Here is a 14,419-nt window from a genome sequence, read left to right as displayed (position 1 = left end):
AGGACCACCCGCGACGAAAGTCGTGCATAGAAAGCCGGATGCGGGGAAACTCGCACGTCCGGTTTGGCGAGAGGGATGAAGAAACTTGCCCCGGTAAACGGGGTAAAGCGCTTCATCCCTACTCTACCGTAGGGATCGCGGCCGAGGCCATGGCGAACGCGCAGGCCCGCCCATGTGTCGGGCATCACCTGCATCAATCCCATCGCGCCGGCCGACGATACGGCGCGCACGTCGCCCGCGCTCTCGGCGCGCAGCACGGCACGAATCCAGTGCTCGGGGATGCCGAACCGCTGCGACGCCTCGGCGATGTGGGCCGCATAAGGATGGGCGGCTGCCGGGCGTTCGACCGGCGCGGATTGTGCGACAGCGACGCCCGATCCGGCGCAGACGGAAAGCGCCCCGGCGAGCAACAGGACGGCAAAACGCCATGCAGTCCTGTCTCCGCTTCGCCGCCAGCCTGCCAGCGTGCTCGCTGTGGTCAAGGGCAAGGCGTAAGCGCCGGCCGATGGCCGCCCCTGACCTTCGCTGCGCGCGCCGGCCGTCCGGTGGCCGAGCGGGACGGAGGGATGAGACGGCTTTTCCGCGAACAAGGGGATGACGATCTTGGACCGGATGGCGGGCCGGACGCGCGCGGCCGTCATTCCTCATCCTCGATCTTCCGGGCGTGCTTCCAACGCAGGGTCCAGACCGAAGGATCGTCGTTGGACTGGAACAGTTTGGCGCGGATCGGGAACGGGAAGATTGGCCCCTCCAATCTCATCGACACGAAGTCGCCGGCATTTTCGCTGGCGTCTTTCCATGCGGGGCCGGCGTCCGGCCCGTCCTCGCTATCGAGGCGCACGCGATAGTCGGGCGCGTTTTTCACGTCGCTCGGCTTGGCCGGGACGATGAACAGCTTTTCGTGAAGGCCGAACGAATGAAGCTCCCCCGCATAGCCGGTTTCGGTGCGGGTGAAGGTGCCTATCTCTGCCATGGGAAATCTCCTGCGGTTGGTTTTCGGGGGTGGTTCAGTGGGTCGGCGCGCGCCACTCGTAGCGGCCGACGCCTTCCTCATCGGTCCAGAGCGGGACCGCTCGGCCGATGACGGAAGCTGCGGGGATGGGTCCGAAGTAACGGCCGTCGAGGCTGTCGCGGACCTCCCAATTCATGAGGAAAAGCTGGTCGTCGCCGATGACGCGGCAGCCCTGCCAGACGGGCAGATCGCGGCCGATGCTGTCGCGCTCCAGCGCCTCGCCCATCTCGATCCCGTCAACCGTGATCGTGCGGCCGGCGCGGCAAACCCGCTGTCCGGGCAGGCCCAAGACGCGCTTCAAGAGCGGGATGCCTCGCGCGATATAGCCGCGCTCGACCATGAAGGCGGCGAGCGGTTCGGGCGGCATGATGGCGACCAGCTCGGGCACGTCGATCCGGTCGGCCGGCTCGACGGTGTAGAACCCGACCGGCGCGCTGGCGGTGGCGTTCCATATGAGTTTCGTCGGCGTCTCGACCGCGCTGGCAGCCGCGATGCCGAGCACCGCCAGCACCATCACCGTGAGGGTGCGGCGGCGCGTCATGGGTCGATCCTTCGGCGATGAAGCCAAGCGGCATGTCGCTCGGGCGTGTAGGCGTGCGGCTCCAGATTGGCGGTCAAACGGTTGTGGACGTGCCGCCAATGCTCCGGCGAGGCGTCGGCCGGATCGAGGCCGAGCGAATCCACGGCGTCGATAGCGGCAAGCGCGCGCTGCACCTTGGGCCAGCTATCGAGGCGCAACAGGATTTCGCCGCCGGGGCGCACGAAGGGCAATGTCTGGAACGACTCGCCGCGACCGATGGCGCGCACAATGTCGATGCGCGAAACGACTGTGCCATGGTCGCCGCTCGCCCATCGCACGAAGGCAAAGACGCTGCCCGGCGCGAAGCCGACGACGCTGCGGCGGCGGTCGATGATCTGCTCGTAGCTCTTGCGGCCGAAGCGTATCCAGTGCTCGACCTTGCGTTTCTCGAAGGTCAGCTCGACCAATGTGGTGAAGGGCGCAGGCCCGTCCGGCAGCGGACGGCCGTGCGCGCTGCGGTGGGCGCGACGGGTCATTGTTCGTCTCCGGGGATGTGCTGGGGGCTGCGCGGGCGCAGCACGTCGAGCGCGGCCGTCATGGCTCGCCCCTTCGGGCAGAACCGGCACCACGCTTCGCCTGCGCGCGCGTCAAAGAAAAAGAGTTAGATTCTCTGTTAGATAAGTTAGCGGTCGGATTCCGCTTTTCAGGCCAAAGCGTTAGCTGAGGTTCGTGCGCCTGATCTGCCGATAGTGCTGCGCCTGATGTGCCGATACCCCGTGCGCCTGATCTGCCGATGGCATTAACAGGGTTATCAACAGTGCCTGTTGACAGGTTTTCGGGGCGGATGCGCAGCAACTCGCGGCCGTCTTCCCGCTCGATCTGGAGCATGTAGCCGGGGAGCTGCTGGCGGGCCGCGATGCGGCGCAGGTCAAGCGCGAAGTCGGACGGCCGGGCGAGGCTGCCGGATTTCTGGTGAAGGTGCGCGACCTCGAAAATCCAGCCGTGACGCTGGTGGCCGGCGTGCTTTCTGGCGACGCGGTAAAGCCATCGCTCGATGCCGCCAGTCAGCCGGAAATAGGCCGGGTCGATGGTTAGGACCAGCGAACGGTCGATGACGCTGTTGTAGAACCATTCGGGCAGGACGAACTCCATGCCCTCGACGCGGCCGGCGCGCGTCGTCATTTCCTCCCACTCGTTGATCCATGAGAATTGCCGGCGACGCCAATGCGGGCCGTTGCGGATGGTGGTGGCGATGACGGTGGATTGCAGCCGCGCCAGCGCGGCTTTCAGAAGCCGGTATTGGTGATTGCCGGTCGGCCGCCCGATGGCGCGCAACAGGTGGTAAGGCGTAAACCGAACAAAGCGCGAAGTCGTGAGGCCGTTGTTCTCTGCGGCGACGATCTGCGAGGCCGCCCATATCAGCACATCGGCATCCCATATCGTCGCCATGCCGTGCTCGGGCATCCCGAACACCTGCACCTCTATGTCGGCGGCCTTGTAGAGAATCGGCTTGGTGCGCGGGGTCTTCGCCAGCGAGAAGAACGGCCGTTCCATCAAGTCGCGCTGGTCGCGCGGCGGCGCGTCGCCCGTTGCGACCACGAAGGGGTCCAGGCGGCTGCGCTCGCTGTCCTCGGCCGGCTGCGCGGGGTCGTGATCGTCCTCGCGCAGCATCTAGCAGTCGCCCCGTTCTTCGGGCGTGAGCGGACGCGCGGGAAAGACAGTGCCGGCGGTCTTGTCGCGGGTGGATTTGCGTTCGCCCACCGCGCTCCAGTCTTCCAGATCGCGGACGGTGTAGAGGACGCGCCCGCCGACCTTGCGATAGGTCGGGCCGGTGCCATAAGTGCGATGCTTCTCAAGGGTGCGGATGGATATGCCGAGGAAGCGCGCGGCTTCCTTGGTGCGCAGCAGGCGCGGCGGCAGGCCCGCAAGCGGGTTGGGCATGGATCACCTCCAGTCGGGATTGGGCTGCCGGAGGGCGGCAGCGGACTGTGGCGAACCATGGCGAGGGATCGGCGGCGCGTAGCGTGCCGCATTTGCGCCTATGCGCTGGCGGCACCCCCCTTCGGGGCGATGCGCGGCCAATAGATGAGGGATTTCAGCAGCTCATTGCCTGCCGTGCTGAATAGGCAAAGACATTTGCACGCGGTTCGGCTAAGAATCGTGGCGGAGCAGACGCGCTGCTCTGGGGCGTCGAAACCCGTGTGCCAAGAAGCAAAGCTGTGCCGTTTGGCGCATCTTTGCGTGCTGTGAGTGAGATGGAGGAAGGCCCTCCGGGATCGGCATGCACATGCAGATCCCAAACCCTCGGCAAGCTGCTTCGGTCAAAAGCCGCGGTGGTGAGCGTTGCCGGGAGGTACGATCCATGAAGGCAAACGCAAGTGAACTGCTATTGAGGTGTCGTTAAGCCCAAGTGATGTCGAAACCGCTGCCCTCGGGTTTAGGCGCGGGACGGAGCCTGGAGGATGTGTGCAGACTGGCCAGGCGGCATCCGGCATAGAGGCAGTGCGAGCGTGGATCATCGGCTTTCTCACGGAACTTGGGAACCTGCCGCTTGCCTTGGTGCGGGACGGCAGGGGCGGAGTAACCCGTAGTAGTGATGAACTCCCTGTAATAGGGGCGGAGCGAAGGGGTTGCCCGGCTCACGTCTTGGATAAGGTCAACTGCGAAGGATGAGCCGTGTTCAAGGCGAAACCATTCAACATCACGAAGGAGCAGGTGTGGCGGGCCTTCAAAAAGGTGCGCCATAGGGGTGAAGGGACCGGCGTCGACAACCAGACGTGGGACGCCTTCGACGCTTCGCTGTCGAAGCATCTTTACCGGGTGTGGAACCGGATGAGTTCCGGTAGCTACATGCCGCCCCCGGTGCGGATGGTGGAGATACCGAAGGCAGGAGGCGGCGTCCGACCGCTGGGCATTCCGACCGTCTCGGATCGGATTGCGCAGGCAGTGGTGGCGCAGGAACTGGAAGCCCTGCTCGAACCGCTGTTCCACGAGGACTCGTATGGATACCGTCCATCCCGGTCGGCGCATGATGCTATCGCGAAAGCGAGGAAGCGGTGCTGGCAGCGGGACTGGGTGGTGGATGTGGATATCAAGAGCTTCTTCGACACGCTCGACCACGACTTGCTGATGAAGGCCGTGCGCCATCACGTCAGCGAGCCGTGGATGCTGCTCTACATCCAGCGGTGGCTCACCGCCCCGGTGCAGCATCCTGACGGTCGGTTGGAGAAACGGACTGCTGGCGTGCCGCAAGGCGGTGTCATCAGTCCGTTGCTCGCGAATCTGTATCTGCACTATGCGTTTGACTTGTGGATGGCGCGCGAGCACCCCGATCTCGGCTTCGAGCGTTATGCGGACGATATCGTCGTCCATGTGCGCTCGCAGGCCGAGGCGGAGCTGTTCAAATCGGCGCTGACGGAACGCTTCCGCGAATGCGGTCTCACCGTCCATCCCGAAAAGACGCAGATCGTCTATTGCAGGGACGAGACGCGGACGGCCGCATATGCCCGGACTGGATTTACCTTCCTTGGGTACGACTTCCGGGCACGGCGGACGCTGAAGCAGGGCCGGTTGTGCAGCAACTTCTCACCGGCAATCGCGAAGAAGGCGGTGGCACGGCTGCGCGGCGTCATGAGGACATGGCGTTTGCATATGGCCGTGACACTCGACCTTGCCCAGGTCGCCAAACGGATCAATCCGGCGCTGAAGGGATGGCTTGCCTATTACGGCAAGTTCCGACCGGCAGATATGTCGGCGGTCTTTTATGTGCTGAATTCCCGGCTGGTGAAATGGGCGCGACGAAAGTACAAGAACTTTCGGTACAATGGTGATATGGCTCGCGCATGGGTGAAGGAGCAGGCGGTACGCACGCCGAAGCTATTCGCCCATTGGCAGGCCGGGTTTGTGATCGTGTAATGGTGGACCGGAAGAGCCGTATGAGGCGAGAGTCTCACGTACGGTTCTGTGAGAGGCTGGGGGGAAACCCTCGGCCTACTCGACCTCACGAATGGCTGGTGCTGGCCAGAACGGCACCAACTCCTTGACCTATGGTCGGGGAGCCTGTGGCGTATACAACAGGCTTTCCGAGCTAAAGGCCATGGGGCCGTTTCGTGACGGTTTCGAACTCCCCGATCACCAAGAGTCAGAGAGAATCGTTTGCGGGGGCGCACCGCAGACAAGCTCTCTCGGATACGGGGAATGACTATGCGGGTTCCCGTCGAACTCGATCCCGATGTGGACGATGAAGCGCCGACCGGCGACACCATAACCGTCTATGACGAACGGCATTTCGTGACCTATCTGCGCTTGCTGGATGCAAAGGCCGAGGGCGCGGACTGGAAGGAAGTCGCCCGGATCGTGCTGCACCGCGATCCGGCCGCCGAAGAACTTCGGACTTATCGTTGCTGGCAAAGCCACCTCGAACGCGCGCAATGGCTTTCGCGTGAGGGCTATCAGAAAATACTGGAGCAGGCGGCCGCGGGTGGTTATGAAAAGCAGTAACTCAAGAGATCGTTGATGTTGTACGACTCCTGCGCATTAGTAACCTTCTTCAAACTTGAAATTGGGTTCAATCGGCCTACGAAAGATCAAGTGAAGCGCGACAGATGTCTGGATTGCGATAGCGGGCCATTTGTTCAGGCCGAGCGAAGCAAACTCTCGACCCATAAAACATCTCGGTAGCCGGCCAAAATTCTTCGTGCAAATGCAGACAGCTCCGCGCCCTCGGAAATGCAGTTTGCCAGAGACCGTACATGGTCCGAAAACGAATTGTCGACATCAGCATTTCCAGATTCTGTTTGTGGAAACAGCCGATCAGCCGCGTCAATCTTGCGCTTTATCGATACGGCGAGCGTCTTGCGTTTGTCAACAAGATCAGCATGATCCAAGTGGTAAAGTTTGATCGATTCAGTTGCTCGCCTATAGCGCCCAGCATGCGCTTGTTCCAAATATGTCGGAATGGGTTTTCCTGTTTCGTCAAAATCTATAAGGCCAGGTTCATCTGGTTTACATGGGTCCAAAAGAATCGGACCTTCATTCGCCTCTTCATCGCAGCAAGTCGCCCGCTTCGATTCATCGAGGAGAGGAAATTTATCCCCTTTCCCACCTGACTTCTCGCTGTCTTTATCCGTCCGGACACTATTGCAAAATGTGCACGCAAATCGATAGTTTGCAGAGCTAAAGGCTGACCATGGGTATTTACTTTTCGGGCGGAAATGATCTACTGCACCATCAGAACGCTCCTGCACAATTTCACAGTAATAACATTTGCCGTGCGAAAGCTCCATCAAAGGCTGCTTCAGGCCGCGCCAAACATCTGAGTAGTCCTTAGTTTTTCCATATCCATCTGCGATGGCCTCATCCGCTCGCGCTTGCCAACCATCGGGCAACTTCAACTGATCTAGGTTGATATAGCGCAACTCTCAATCCCCCCTCTTCTTTAAAGCATTCTGGACTAAACGACGCGCTTTCTCGGCTTCATCAGGCAACTCCTCTCTTTCAATTAACGTTGCCTCCTGATCCAACCTCCGCAATGCTTCTTTGAGTTCCGGATCGCGCACCTCATAACGGAACCCGTAAGTTTGAAGCTCTTCGTTGATTTCCTTTAGAGTTTTTCTGTCATCTTCACTAAGCACATCCTGCCCGCTGATATGACGCTTCCTCGCAAGCAAGTCTTGAGTATGCGTGTCTAGCGCAGCGTTCAATCCAAACATCTCGCTGGTCATTACACCTGCATACCCCATCCCACGCGGATGCGTATCCGGCTCCGCAGCCGAGATCGCCTGTGTTTCCTTATCACGCGTAAGAATCTGAACTTGCTCCTTTTCAAGTTCAGCTACGGCAACTGGATTGTGCGTAGCCAGAAGAACATGGCTGCTCTGCTTTTCTATTCCATTTACATTGAGGAAATTACGAATATGTTGAAGGTATTCGACGCTCCATCTTGGATTAAGATGCGTATCGGGCTCATCGAGTAGAAACAGGCTTTCCTCTTCCGCTGTGAAACGAAGCAACCCGAGTACGGTTAGAAGCTGCTGCTCGCCTTCACTCAGCTCACGGAATGTAACCGACCCATCATTCTTCCGCAGCTTTACCCTGATACGCACCTCGTCAACCAATTCGGAAACATAAGTGCTTTCTAAATCTTGAAAGAACTGGGCAGTGCTCTTGCCTCCAGCCAGCTTGCGCAGTGCATCAAGGTCTTTCACAAAAAGATACAGGAACTCCAGTGTTCGCGAGTTCCATAGACTGACCTTTTCCTTGCGGGTAATCCGCAATGGCGCAAGAGATATATTGTAAAGCGTAGCCAGGAATTCGGACACGACGCCACGCGCGTTCCAGAAGCGTGGATCGCCTTCCTTGGATGTCCACGACGGCTGCCTAAGAATAAAGAGAACTGATTCGATCCCCCCCTCTTCAAGGCCAAGCTGTTCCTGCAAGAACTTATCCGTCAACTCTGCATTGTTCACGATGAAAGACAACAAAACAAAATTGCTATGAACCGGCAGCGCATAGAATAGACGCTTCAATCCCGGATTTTTTCCGGCTCGAAGGTCTTTGTCGTACCGTTCGAGATATTTTAGAAAAACCTCTTCCATCCTCTCGCTTTGGCCTGAATAATAGCCAAACACAAATTTTGGCAGATAGCCGTCATCTGGATCGCGCAACTTGGAAAGTGCCAATACTTCGCCAGGGGCGTCTTCAAAGCTAATGGCAGTAGGTGAAGGCTTGGCATCAAGTTCATAGGATGCGAGTTTGATGCGATATGGCTCCTTGCCCGCTGGATCGGCGTCAATGCGAACCCATTTGTCCTTGATCTGATAGCAAATTCGATAGGCAAAGGATGGCTTGTTTTTGTTGCCCTTCGCATCCTCACCCATGATAAGATCTCGGAAAAGAACTGTAGTCGCTTCCAGAACATTCGACTTTCCAGTCCCGTTTCTGCCAATCAATACGGTAATCAGATGCCCCTGAGCGAAGTCAATCGTCAGGTCTTTCAAGTTCTTATATTCGCCAATCCATAGCCAATCGATGCGCATGATCACTCCTCACTGATCGGCATCAGCCGTAACCAGTCCTCATCTCCCCGGCGCTCCACCTCAACGTGACCGTTTTGTAAGTGCATCCGCAGCTCGTTGTAAAACTCCTCAACCGCGTCAGATGTCGCGCCATCGCCAATGCCCAGCGCTTGCGCCGCGCTACTAGCGGAAACCCAATCTCCTTTGGTTTTCAGAACCTCAATCAAATCTGCCATCCTCGCCCCTCTCTTTATTGGTTTTTGGGCACGCGCCATCGTCTTGCGACCTGATTTTGTGTTTGCGTGCATCTCCCCACTTTCGGCCTTTATCCTTTCAAGTAGGATTGATGCAGGTTCATCATGCGGATTTTGCGGGACAAGCTCTCCCTTGAACGCTGCCTGAAAAATAGATGGATCCAGTGTGGAGATCAGCTTTGATGCCGCAAGGTGCTCGTCAGAGACTCGACCGAGCCAAGCAAAATCGGCTTCGATACGGTCGACGATTTCGATCTGCTCACCGAGCTCTGGGCACGGAAGTTCAAGGCTCGATAGTTCCCCGCTATTGATATTATGAATCCCATTGGAGGACCGGACGATGTATTTAATTTTTTTTCGGATTTGTGGACTGTCCAGCATATACTTTAGATATGCTGGATAGACCCTCTTTACGTTAGGTCGCAGACGGATCAGATAGCCGGCATAAGCTAAGCCTGCTTCCGCCTCCGTAATCAGCGCGGGCCGCCCGACAAGGTCAGAGCTTCCATTTGATCGCACAACAAGAATATCGCCTGATTGTAACGCAAGCTTCCTTAGTTCGTTTTCATCAAAAGTAGTGTATTTGAGGTCAGTCAAATTTATTTGACCACCGGCGACATTCGGAATCCTAATAACTGCTGTTCCTCGCCTTTCGGGGTAGCTTTTCTTTGCGGTTCCATACCGAATGTCAGCCACAACATCACCAAGATGGACAGTCGTCGATTGGGATGTGCCCTTATTATTTTTCCACCCCGTCGCCAGGTCGCCACTGAAGGCTTTACGCAGTGTGGTTTGTTTGTACTTCTCAATCAGCGCCGGAACTTGATCGAGTGCGACCCGTGCGTGAGCCGTGCGGGAAATTAAACTATCAAGCTTGGCAACGATGCGGCGTTGTTCAGGGAGAGGCGATAGGGGAATTGAAAGCTGCGCAGCTCTTGCACCCGAAAGCTCCTTAAAGGTCGTTCCCCGAGCCAAGGATTCGGCATACTCAACCGAAGAAAGCAAATAATATCGGATATATTCCGGACTAATGCCTCCTTTCAGAATAAAATTCTTAAAACCTTGGCTAGTAGAAATTTCTTTAGCTGCAATAACACAATATCCGATAGGTGCCCTCGAAGAGTACAATACCGTTCCCGACGGAACTTTTGTAGCGCTACTGGACTGGTAACCCTTCTCGGAGAGATCACGCTTTCCTTTTGAAATATAGGTTTCTCGATATCCGCTTAGGTCAGCAGGCGTTATCCACGCTACTGCGTCGTTCGAAAAATTTGTTTGGTCGGAAGTTGTTGGCGTGCCTCCCCCAACAATTCGAGATATTTCGCCGCTCGCTACCCAAGCCCAACTTTCTGGCACCTTCCAACGTGACTCACTCATACCCACTTCCCATTTTCGCGGCGCGGGCCTGTTGCCAGTCGTGGTAGTTCTGTTTTGACGCGGGTCTCCCCAAGCCGCCGAGGGTCTGGCCCCTCGAGAATGTAAACACCGCGGCGATCAACTTCCGGTCGTTCTGCAAGGGTACCAAAGGTCGAGGCCGTGGCTACGAAATCCAGCCCAGTCCAGCCATGAATACGGGCTTTGCGTAGCCCCGCTGGCGTCCCATCCACCAAAAACAACCGAATTGCCTCCCGGAAAGCCTCACTCGACATCATTCACTGACCTCGGCAGGCTCTATGAGTTCTCCGATGACAAACTCAATTTCTGTCATTGCTGATTGAAGATGAGAGAGGATTAAAGTGGCGATTTCTTCAGGTGTTTCTACCGCAACCTCGTCATCATCACTTTCATCACGCAGCCAAGAAATGGCCAGATCGTCATCGCGATCAGCAATCTCCTGTCGCGAAAAGCAGCGGAAGCGGCCTGTTTCACCTTGATCCTCGCGCTCTGATTTCCCGTGCGGGTCGCTGCCGAAACATTTCTCAAAATCGGAGAAATGTTCATCTAGCAATGGCGTTGTTTTCCCAAATACCGGCATGCTTGAACGCAAATCATAAAACCATATCGACTCGGTATTGTTCCCTTTCTTATTGCCACGGCAGAAATACAGAACATTTGTTTTGACGCCAGCGCTTGAGAAAATTCCAGTTGGGAGCCTCAAAACTGTGTGCAGGTGACATTTATCCATCAGATCGCGTCGGACCATTTTGCCAATGCCGTCATCGAATAGCACATTATCCGGCAGAACAACTGCCGCCCGCCCTCCCGGCTTCAAGCCAAGATATATGTGCTGAAGGAAAGCCAGTTGCTTGTTGGCGTTATGATAAGGGAGGTCGGTGCGGAGTGATCTTCTGCTGCCCGCTTTGCTCCCAAATGGCGGGTTCGCAAGAATAAGATCAGCAGGTCGGAGCCTATTTGCATCATCCGTCAGGGCATCCCCGTACACAACCTCGGCATCAAGGCCATTCAGAAACGTATTCATCAAACATATTCGTCTGGTATTCTTTTCAATTTCAACGCCTTGATATTTCGGGGGTGTTTCTTCGTATGCCTGTTTCGTATTCTCTGATTGAATAAAGCGATCCGCTGCAATTAGAAATCCGCCACTTCCAGCGGCGGGGTCCTGAATTATTTCACCCAATGTTGGCTTCATGGCTCGCACCATGGAATTAACCAACGCCCTTGGAGTGAAATATTGACCTGCTCCAGAGCGCACATCCTGCGAGCTCTTTTCGATCAGCCCCTCGTAGATGTGTCCAAATCTATCACCCGAGAGATCATTCCAATCAATTTTCGCGATGCCATCCACCACGGCGCGAAGGTTCTCGTCGTGCGAAAACACCGTAGTAGGAAAGGCGTATATTGCACGGATTGTTTCACTTTCGGCGCTGGTACCAAGGTGCGTCAGCATTTCCTGATAGAAGCCCAGCAAGCCATCTAGGGGATGGCCCAAAAGATCTTTCCAGCGAGAGCCAGAAGGCAGAAGGCGCTCAGTGCCATTCTCTTCCGCAATTTTGAGGAAAAGGAGATAGGTTAATTCAGACACGTATTGGTGATAGCTGATCCCATCACCACGAAGAATGTGGCAAAGACTCCAAATCTTCTGAACTATGTTTTCATTTTTCATGTGTTGTCTCTTTCACCCCAAACGCCTGAATGAACGCAAACGTAAGCATATCCGCCACTGATGGCTGCTCTACGGCATTCATCCTTGGCCACCTGGAGCAGCCGGCCTGCCGCCGGTATTCTTGGTATGACCAGCACGCTTTGATTTCTTCGCCAAAATGTATTCCCGCATGAATTCCCGAATGACCTGCGCGGCCGGACGGTCCTGCGCGCGGCATATCTTGAGAAATTCATCGCGAAGCTCCCGCTCGACGCGGATTCGCATTCCGGCATCTTTTTCCTTCATGGCTCGGAGTGTAGCCTTTGGATACACATCAAGCCAAGCCGAAAGTCTGCAAGAAGCCGAGGTTCTCCGAAATTTAGATGGAGGGCGGTTTGAGGCATCCGAGCGCCTAGGCTGGCATGGTACGTCGAGCTCAACGGGTCCGACCATCGATCATCGTTGTGTCGGCCTCTTAATTGGATAATGCAACAACCGACGATAGCATCCATGCATCATTTGGGTGCCGTGCGCTACTAGGCGGCGGGCCTTGTTCTTGCGCGGGTCATTCTCGAAGTCCTCCTTGGTGCCGCGAAAGCCGAGCAGGACTTCGGCGATGGTGCGATAGCTTTCGCCGCGCAGCCGGGCGTCGAGCGCGCGCAGGGATAGGATATGCCATTGCCGGAGCTGTGCGGGGAGCGCCCGAAAATCGGGGCCGGGTGCGCGGCCATTGAGGGACCGCCAAAGACGGCGTGTCGCGTGCGTGCGTAGCTCAAGAAATGGATCCATCGGCAGCGTGACGGCATAGAAAGCGGCGGCGTCCGGCATTGACTCGGGCAGCCAGAATTGGTGCGCGACGCCATCCACCTGCCAGATGCCGTGCCAGCCATCGACGGCGCGGCGCAGGTCGAGGCCTTCCAGATGCCCCAGCGTCAATATTGGTTCGGTGTCGTCGTCCTTGTGATCAACCGGCGACAACCTCACGGCTTGCGGTTGAAGGAGCGGACTCCAGATCGGCGGTTGCCGATCATGCGGCGCGTCGGGATCGCATGGGAAATCGCAAACCCCAGCGATGCGCGAACTCTTCAAGGTCGCGGGCGGCCGCCCCTCCGGTCAATGCGATGGTCTGGCAGTCCTGACGATATTCGTCGTTGCGGCGCAGGTATTCCCAAGCGAAACCAGCGGCCGGGATGTGCTTTGTGTGCCCGTACGCCGCCGGAGATCGCCAATCGATGCTGAGCATGGCGTCACCTCCCCAAGCCGGGATGCTGGGCAGCGCCCGGCAAAAAGAGGTTCAAGGATCACTGGAAATATAAAAGCCGCTCAAAGCAGATACCTTGAGCGGATAACTCGATCATTCTTGGTTTCTTCTTCTTATCATTGTTGATGTGAGCCTTCCAGTCGCTCGCCCCAGTGTGGGGACAGGCGACCATGTTTCACCTGTTGGAAAACACATGCACCTCGCCGTGCGCTGTCTCGATGATGAACAGGTCGCCGCCCATCTCAGCGTCGCGCGCCATCGCTTCCCAATCGACATAGTAGCGCAGGGCCTCGGGAATCGTGATGCTTTCAGTGGTCAGTTCCTCCATGTAGTCGGCAAGGCTGGCGAACTGGCCATGATAGCAGTCCTCCAGGGTGGACTCGGCTTGGTCCATGTCGCCGCCGACCTGCTCCAGCAGGCCCGCGCCGAGTGCGCCATGTTTTGCGATGAAAGCAGCCATCCGCGCCACGCCGTCGATGCCGGCATATTCGGAGATGCCGACACCTTCGAAGCCCTCATAGTCGTGAATGGCGCATTCCTCCGCATCCTCGACGGGGGACCGTGCGAGCATGGCCGTAATTTCGTCCCTGATCTCGTCGGCGTCCTGATCCGCGTCGATCCAAGCTCCATGCAGATAGCCGTTGTTGTAGGCGGCAAGGCAGGCGACATAAATGCGGGGATTGCTGTCGGATACGTTGGTCATGTCTCTGATCCTCGGGTTTGAAGGTCAGCGAAGCGGAACGCCGCGCCTGACCTTCTGGCCGTCGCCGAGACTGGGGTAGCAACGAGCAAGGGCGGCCGGGGTGGAGGGGGATCACCCGGTCTGCACAAGCCACTTGGGGCGCGGAAGGATGGGGATACCGCCCCGGACGGTTTCACTTACCTTGCTGGCGCGAGGGCAACGCCCTTAGCAAAAGTGTTGAAGATCACGCGGCGGCAGCCGCGCTGGCCCGCAGGCGAACGCGCTTCCACATTGCGCTGTAGAGAGCCGGAGGGCTGCCAGTACAAAGCCCCGGCGCGAAAGCGCCGGGTCTATAGAATAGGTGACGAAGACGTTTCGACCGGAAACCCATTGTAATAGCATGGGTTTCCGGTCGATTCTCGGCCCCTGACTTATAGGGCTATAGCGTACACATAGTTCTCATCATCACCCGGCGCGGCGCGCCAACAAAATCAGGTCCGTTCGGGACACATAGGTTACGGTTTATACCGGAGACATGGGTAACACTTTTGGCCCGAATGGGTTTTGAAGTGGTTCCAACCTGCATGTCTCATCATCGAAGTATCCTAGATCGTAGTCCATGAAGCTGACC

At 57.3% G+C, this 14,419-nt stretch carries 16 protein-coding genes; 2 read left to right on the top strand and 14 right to left on the bottom strand.

The window, feature by feature from the left end:
* From C5748_RS26530 to C5748_RS26505, 6 genes are all read right to left on the bottom strand, one after another.
* On the bottom strand, window positions 1-641 hold a 641-nt coding region (locus tag C5748_RS26530), incomplete at its 3' end, for a lytic transglycosylase domain-containing protein (RefSeq protein WP_245581991.1).
* Window positions 638-973, bottom strand: a complete 336-nt coding sequence (locus C5748_RS26525; RefSeq protein ID WP_105745963.1) for a DUF736 domain-containing protein — start codon at window positions 971-973, stop codon at window positions 638-640. The genes C5748_RS26530 and C5748_RS26525, both read right to left, overlap by 4 nt.
* A 34-nt stretch (window positions 974-1,007) precedes the next feature.
* Window positions 1,008-1,553: a S26 family signal peptidase gene (locus C5748_RS26520; RefSeq protein ID WP_105745961.1), complete on the bottom strand. Its 546-nt coding sequence runs from the start codon at window positions 1,551-1,553 to the stop codon at window positions 1,008-1,010.
* Window positions 1,550-2,068, bottom strand: coding sequence for a DUF2840 domain-containing protein (locus C5748_RS26515; RefSeq protein ID WP_105745959.1), 519 nt, complete (start codon window positions 2,066-2,068; stop codon window positions 1,550-1,552). Before C5748_RS26515 ends, C5748_RS26520 begins: the two co-directional genes overlap by 4 nt.
* Before the next feature lie 58 nt (window positions 2,069-2,126).
* A complete protein-coding gene (locus C5748_RS26510) occupies window positions 2,127-3,203 on the bottom strand; it encodes a replication initiator protein A (protein ID WP_105745957.1) in 1,077 nt (358 codons plus the stop codon).
* Entirely contained in the window at window positions 3,204-3,473 is a 270-nt protein-coding gene (locus C5748_RS26505) for a helix-turn-helix transcriptional regulator (RefSeq protein ID WP_024353481.1), read from the bottom strand.
* Between the two features lie 735 nt (window positions 3,474-4,208).
* Between C5748_RS26505 and ltrA the strand changes: the two genes are divergently transcribed.
* Window positions 4,209-5,447 carry a group II intron reverse transcriptase/maturase gene (gene ltrA / locus C5748_RS26500; protein WP_105745955.1) on the top strand — a complete coding sequence of 413 codons (1,239 nt, stop codon included), beginning with the start codon at window positions 4,209-4,211 and terminating at the stop codon, window positions 5,445-5,447.
* A 288-nt stretch (window positions 5,448-5,735) separates the two neighbouring features.
* Window positions 5,736-6,032: a DNA -binding domain-containing protein gene (locus C5748_RS26495; RefSeq protein ID WP_105745953.1), complete on the top strand. Its 297-nt coding sequence runs from the start codon at window positions 5,736-5,738 to the stop codon at window positions 6,030-6,032.
* A gap of 134 nt (window positions 6,033-6,166) precedes the next feature.
* Here the strand turns inward: C5748_RS26495 and C5748_RS26490 are convergent, their stop codons facing one another.
* From C5748_RS26490 to C5748_RS26450, 8 genes are all read right to left on the bottom strand, one after another.
* Window positions 6,167-6,949 (bottom strand): HNH endonuclease family protein, encoded by a 783-nt coding sequence (locus C5748_RS26490; protein WP_105745951.1) that lies wholly within the window; start codon window positions 6,947-6,949, stop codon window positions 6,167-6,169.
* Between the two features lie 3 nt (window positions 6,950-6,952).
* Window positions 6,953-8,569: an AAA family ATPase gene (locus C5748_RS26485; RefSeq protein ID WP_105745949.1), complete on the bottom strand. Its 1,617-nt coding sequence runs from the start codon at window positions 8,567-8,569 to the stop codon at window positions 6,953-6,955.
* A 2-nt stretch (window positions 8,570-8,571) separates the two neighbouring features.
* Complete coding sequence (locus C5748_RS26480) at window positions 8,572-10,179, bottom strand: restriction endonuclease subunit S (RefSeq protein WP_105745947.1); 1,608 nt, start codon at window positions 10,177-10,179, stop codon at window positions 8,572-8,574.
* Window positions 10,180-10,450: 271 nt separating this feature from the next.
* On the bottom strand, window positions 10,451-11,866 hold the full coding sequence (locus tag C5748_RS26470) for a class I SAM-dependent DNA methyltransferase (RefSeq protein ID WP_105745943.1): 1,416 nt from the start codon (window positions 11,864-11,866) through the stop codon (window positions 10,451-10,453).
* A gap of 78 nt (window positions 11,867-11,944) precedes the next feature.
* Entirely contained in the window at window positions 11,945-12,130 is a 186-nt protein-coding gene (locus C5748_RS29105; protein ID WP_245581992.1) for a hypothetical protein, read from the bottom strand.
* 171 nt (window positions 12,131-12,301) lie between these two features.
* Window positions 12,302-12,823: a DUF2285 domain-containing protein gene (locus tag C5748_RS26460; protein WP_105745939.1), complete on the bottom strand. Its 522-nt coding sequence runs from the start codon at window positions 12,821-12,823 to the stop codon at window positions 12,302-12,304.
* 49 nt (window positions 12,824-12,872) lie between these two features.
* Window positions 12,873-13,088 (bottom strand): transcriptional regulator domain-containing protein, encoded by a 216-nt coding sequence (locus C5748_RS26455; protein ID WP_105745937.1) that lies wholly within the window; start codon window positions 13,086-13,088, stop codon window positions 12,873-12,875.
* Window positions 13,089-13,281: 193 nt separating this feature from the next.
* On the bottom strand, window positions 13,282-13,809 hold the full coding sequence (locus tag C5748_RS26450; protein ID WP_105745935.1) for an antirestriction protein ArdA: 528 nt from the start codon (window positions 13,807-13,809) through the stop codon (window positions 13,282-13,284).
* Window positions 13,810-14,419 lie beyond the last annotated feature (610 nt).

Origin of the sequence: Phyllobacterium phragmitis (assembly GCF_002980495.1) — a bacterium.
GTDB lineage: Bacteria > Pseudomonadota > Alphaproteobacteria > Rhizobiales > Rhizobiaceae > Paramesorhizobium > Paramesorhizobium phragmitis.
This window is presented reverse-complemented; position numbering and strand designations above follow the sequence as displayed.

Coding starts and splice junctions, on each gene's coding strand:
- C5748_RS26470 (WP_105745943.1), bottom strand. CDS start 11,866: ATGAAAAATGAAAACATAGTTCAGAAGATTTGGAGTCTTTGCCACATT.
- C5748_RS26505 (WP_024353481.1), bottom strand. CDS start 3,473: ATGCCCAACCCGCTTGCGGGCCTGCCGCCGCGCCTGCTGCGCACCAAG.
- C5748_RS29105 (WP_245581992.1), bottom strand. CDS start 12,130: ATGCGAATCCGCGTCGAGCGGGAGCTTCGCGATGAATTTCTCAAGATA.
- C5748_RS26510 (WP_105745957.1), bottom strand. CDS start 3,203: ATGCTGCGCGAGGACGATCACGACCCCGCGCAGCCGGCCGAGGACAGC.
- C5748_RS26480 (WP_105745947.1), bottom strand. CDS start 10,179: ATGAGTGAGTCACGTTGGAAGGTGCCAGAAAGTTGGGCTTGGGTAGCG.
- C5748_RS26485 (WP_105745949.1), bottom strand. CDS start 8,569: ATGCGCATCGATTGGCTATGGATTGGCGAATATAAGAACTTGAAAGAC.
- C5748_RS26515 (WP_105745959.1), bottom strand. CDS start 2,068: ATGACCCGTCGCGCCCACCGCAGCGCGCACGGCCGTCCGCTGCCGGAC.
- C5748_RS26455 (WP_105745937.1), bottom strand. CDS start 13,088: ATGCTCAGCATCGATTGGCGATCTCCGGCGGCGTACGGGCACACAAAG.
- C5748_RS26495 (WP_105745953.1), top strand. CDS start 5,736: ATGCGGGTTCCCGTCGAACTCGATCCCGATGTGGACGATGAAGCGCCG.
- C5748_RS26525 (WP_105745963.1), bottom strand. CDS start 973: ATGGCAGAGATAGGCACCTTCACCCGCACCGAAACCGGCTATGCGGGG.
- C5748_RS26520 (WP_105745961.1), bottom strand. CDS start 1,553: ATGACGCGCCGCCGCACCCTCACGGTGATGGTGCTGGCGGTGCTCGGC.
- C5748_RS26450 (WP_105745935.1), bottom strand. CDS start 13,809: ATGACCAACGTATCCGACAGCAATCCCCGCATTTATGTCGCCTGCCTT.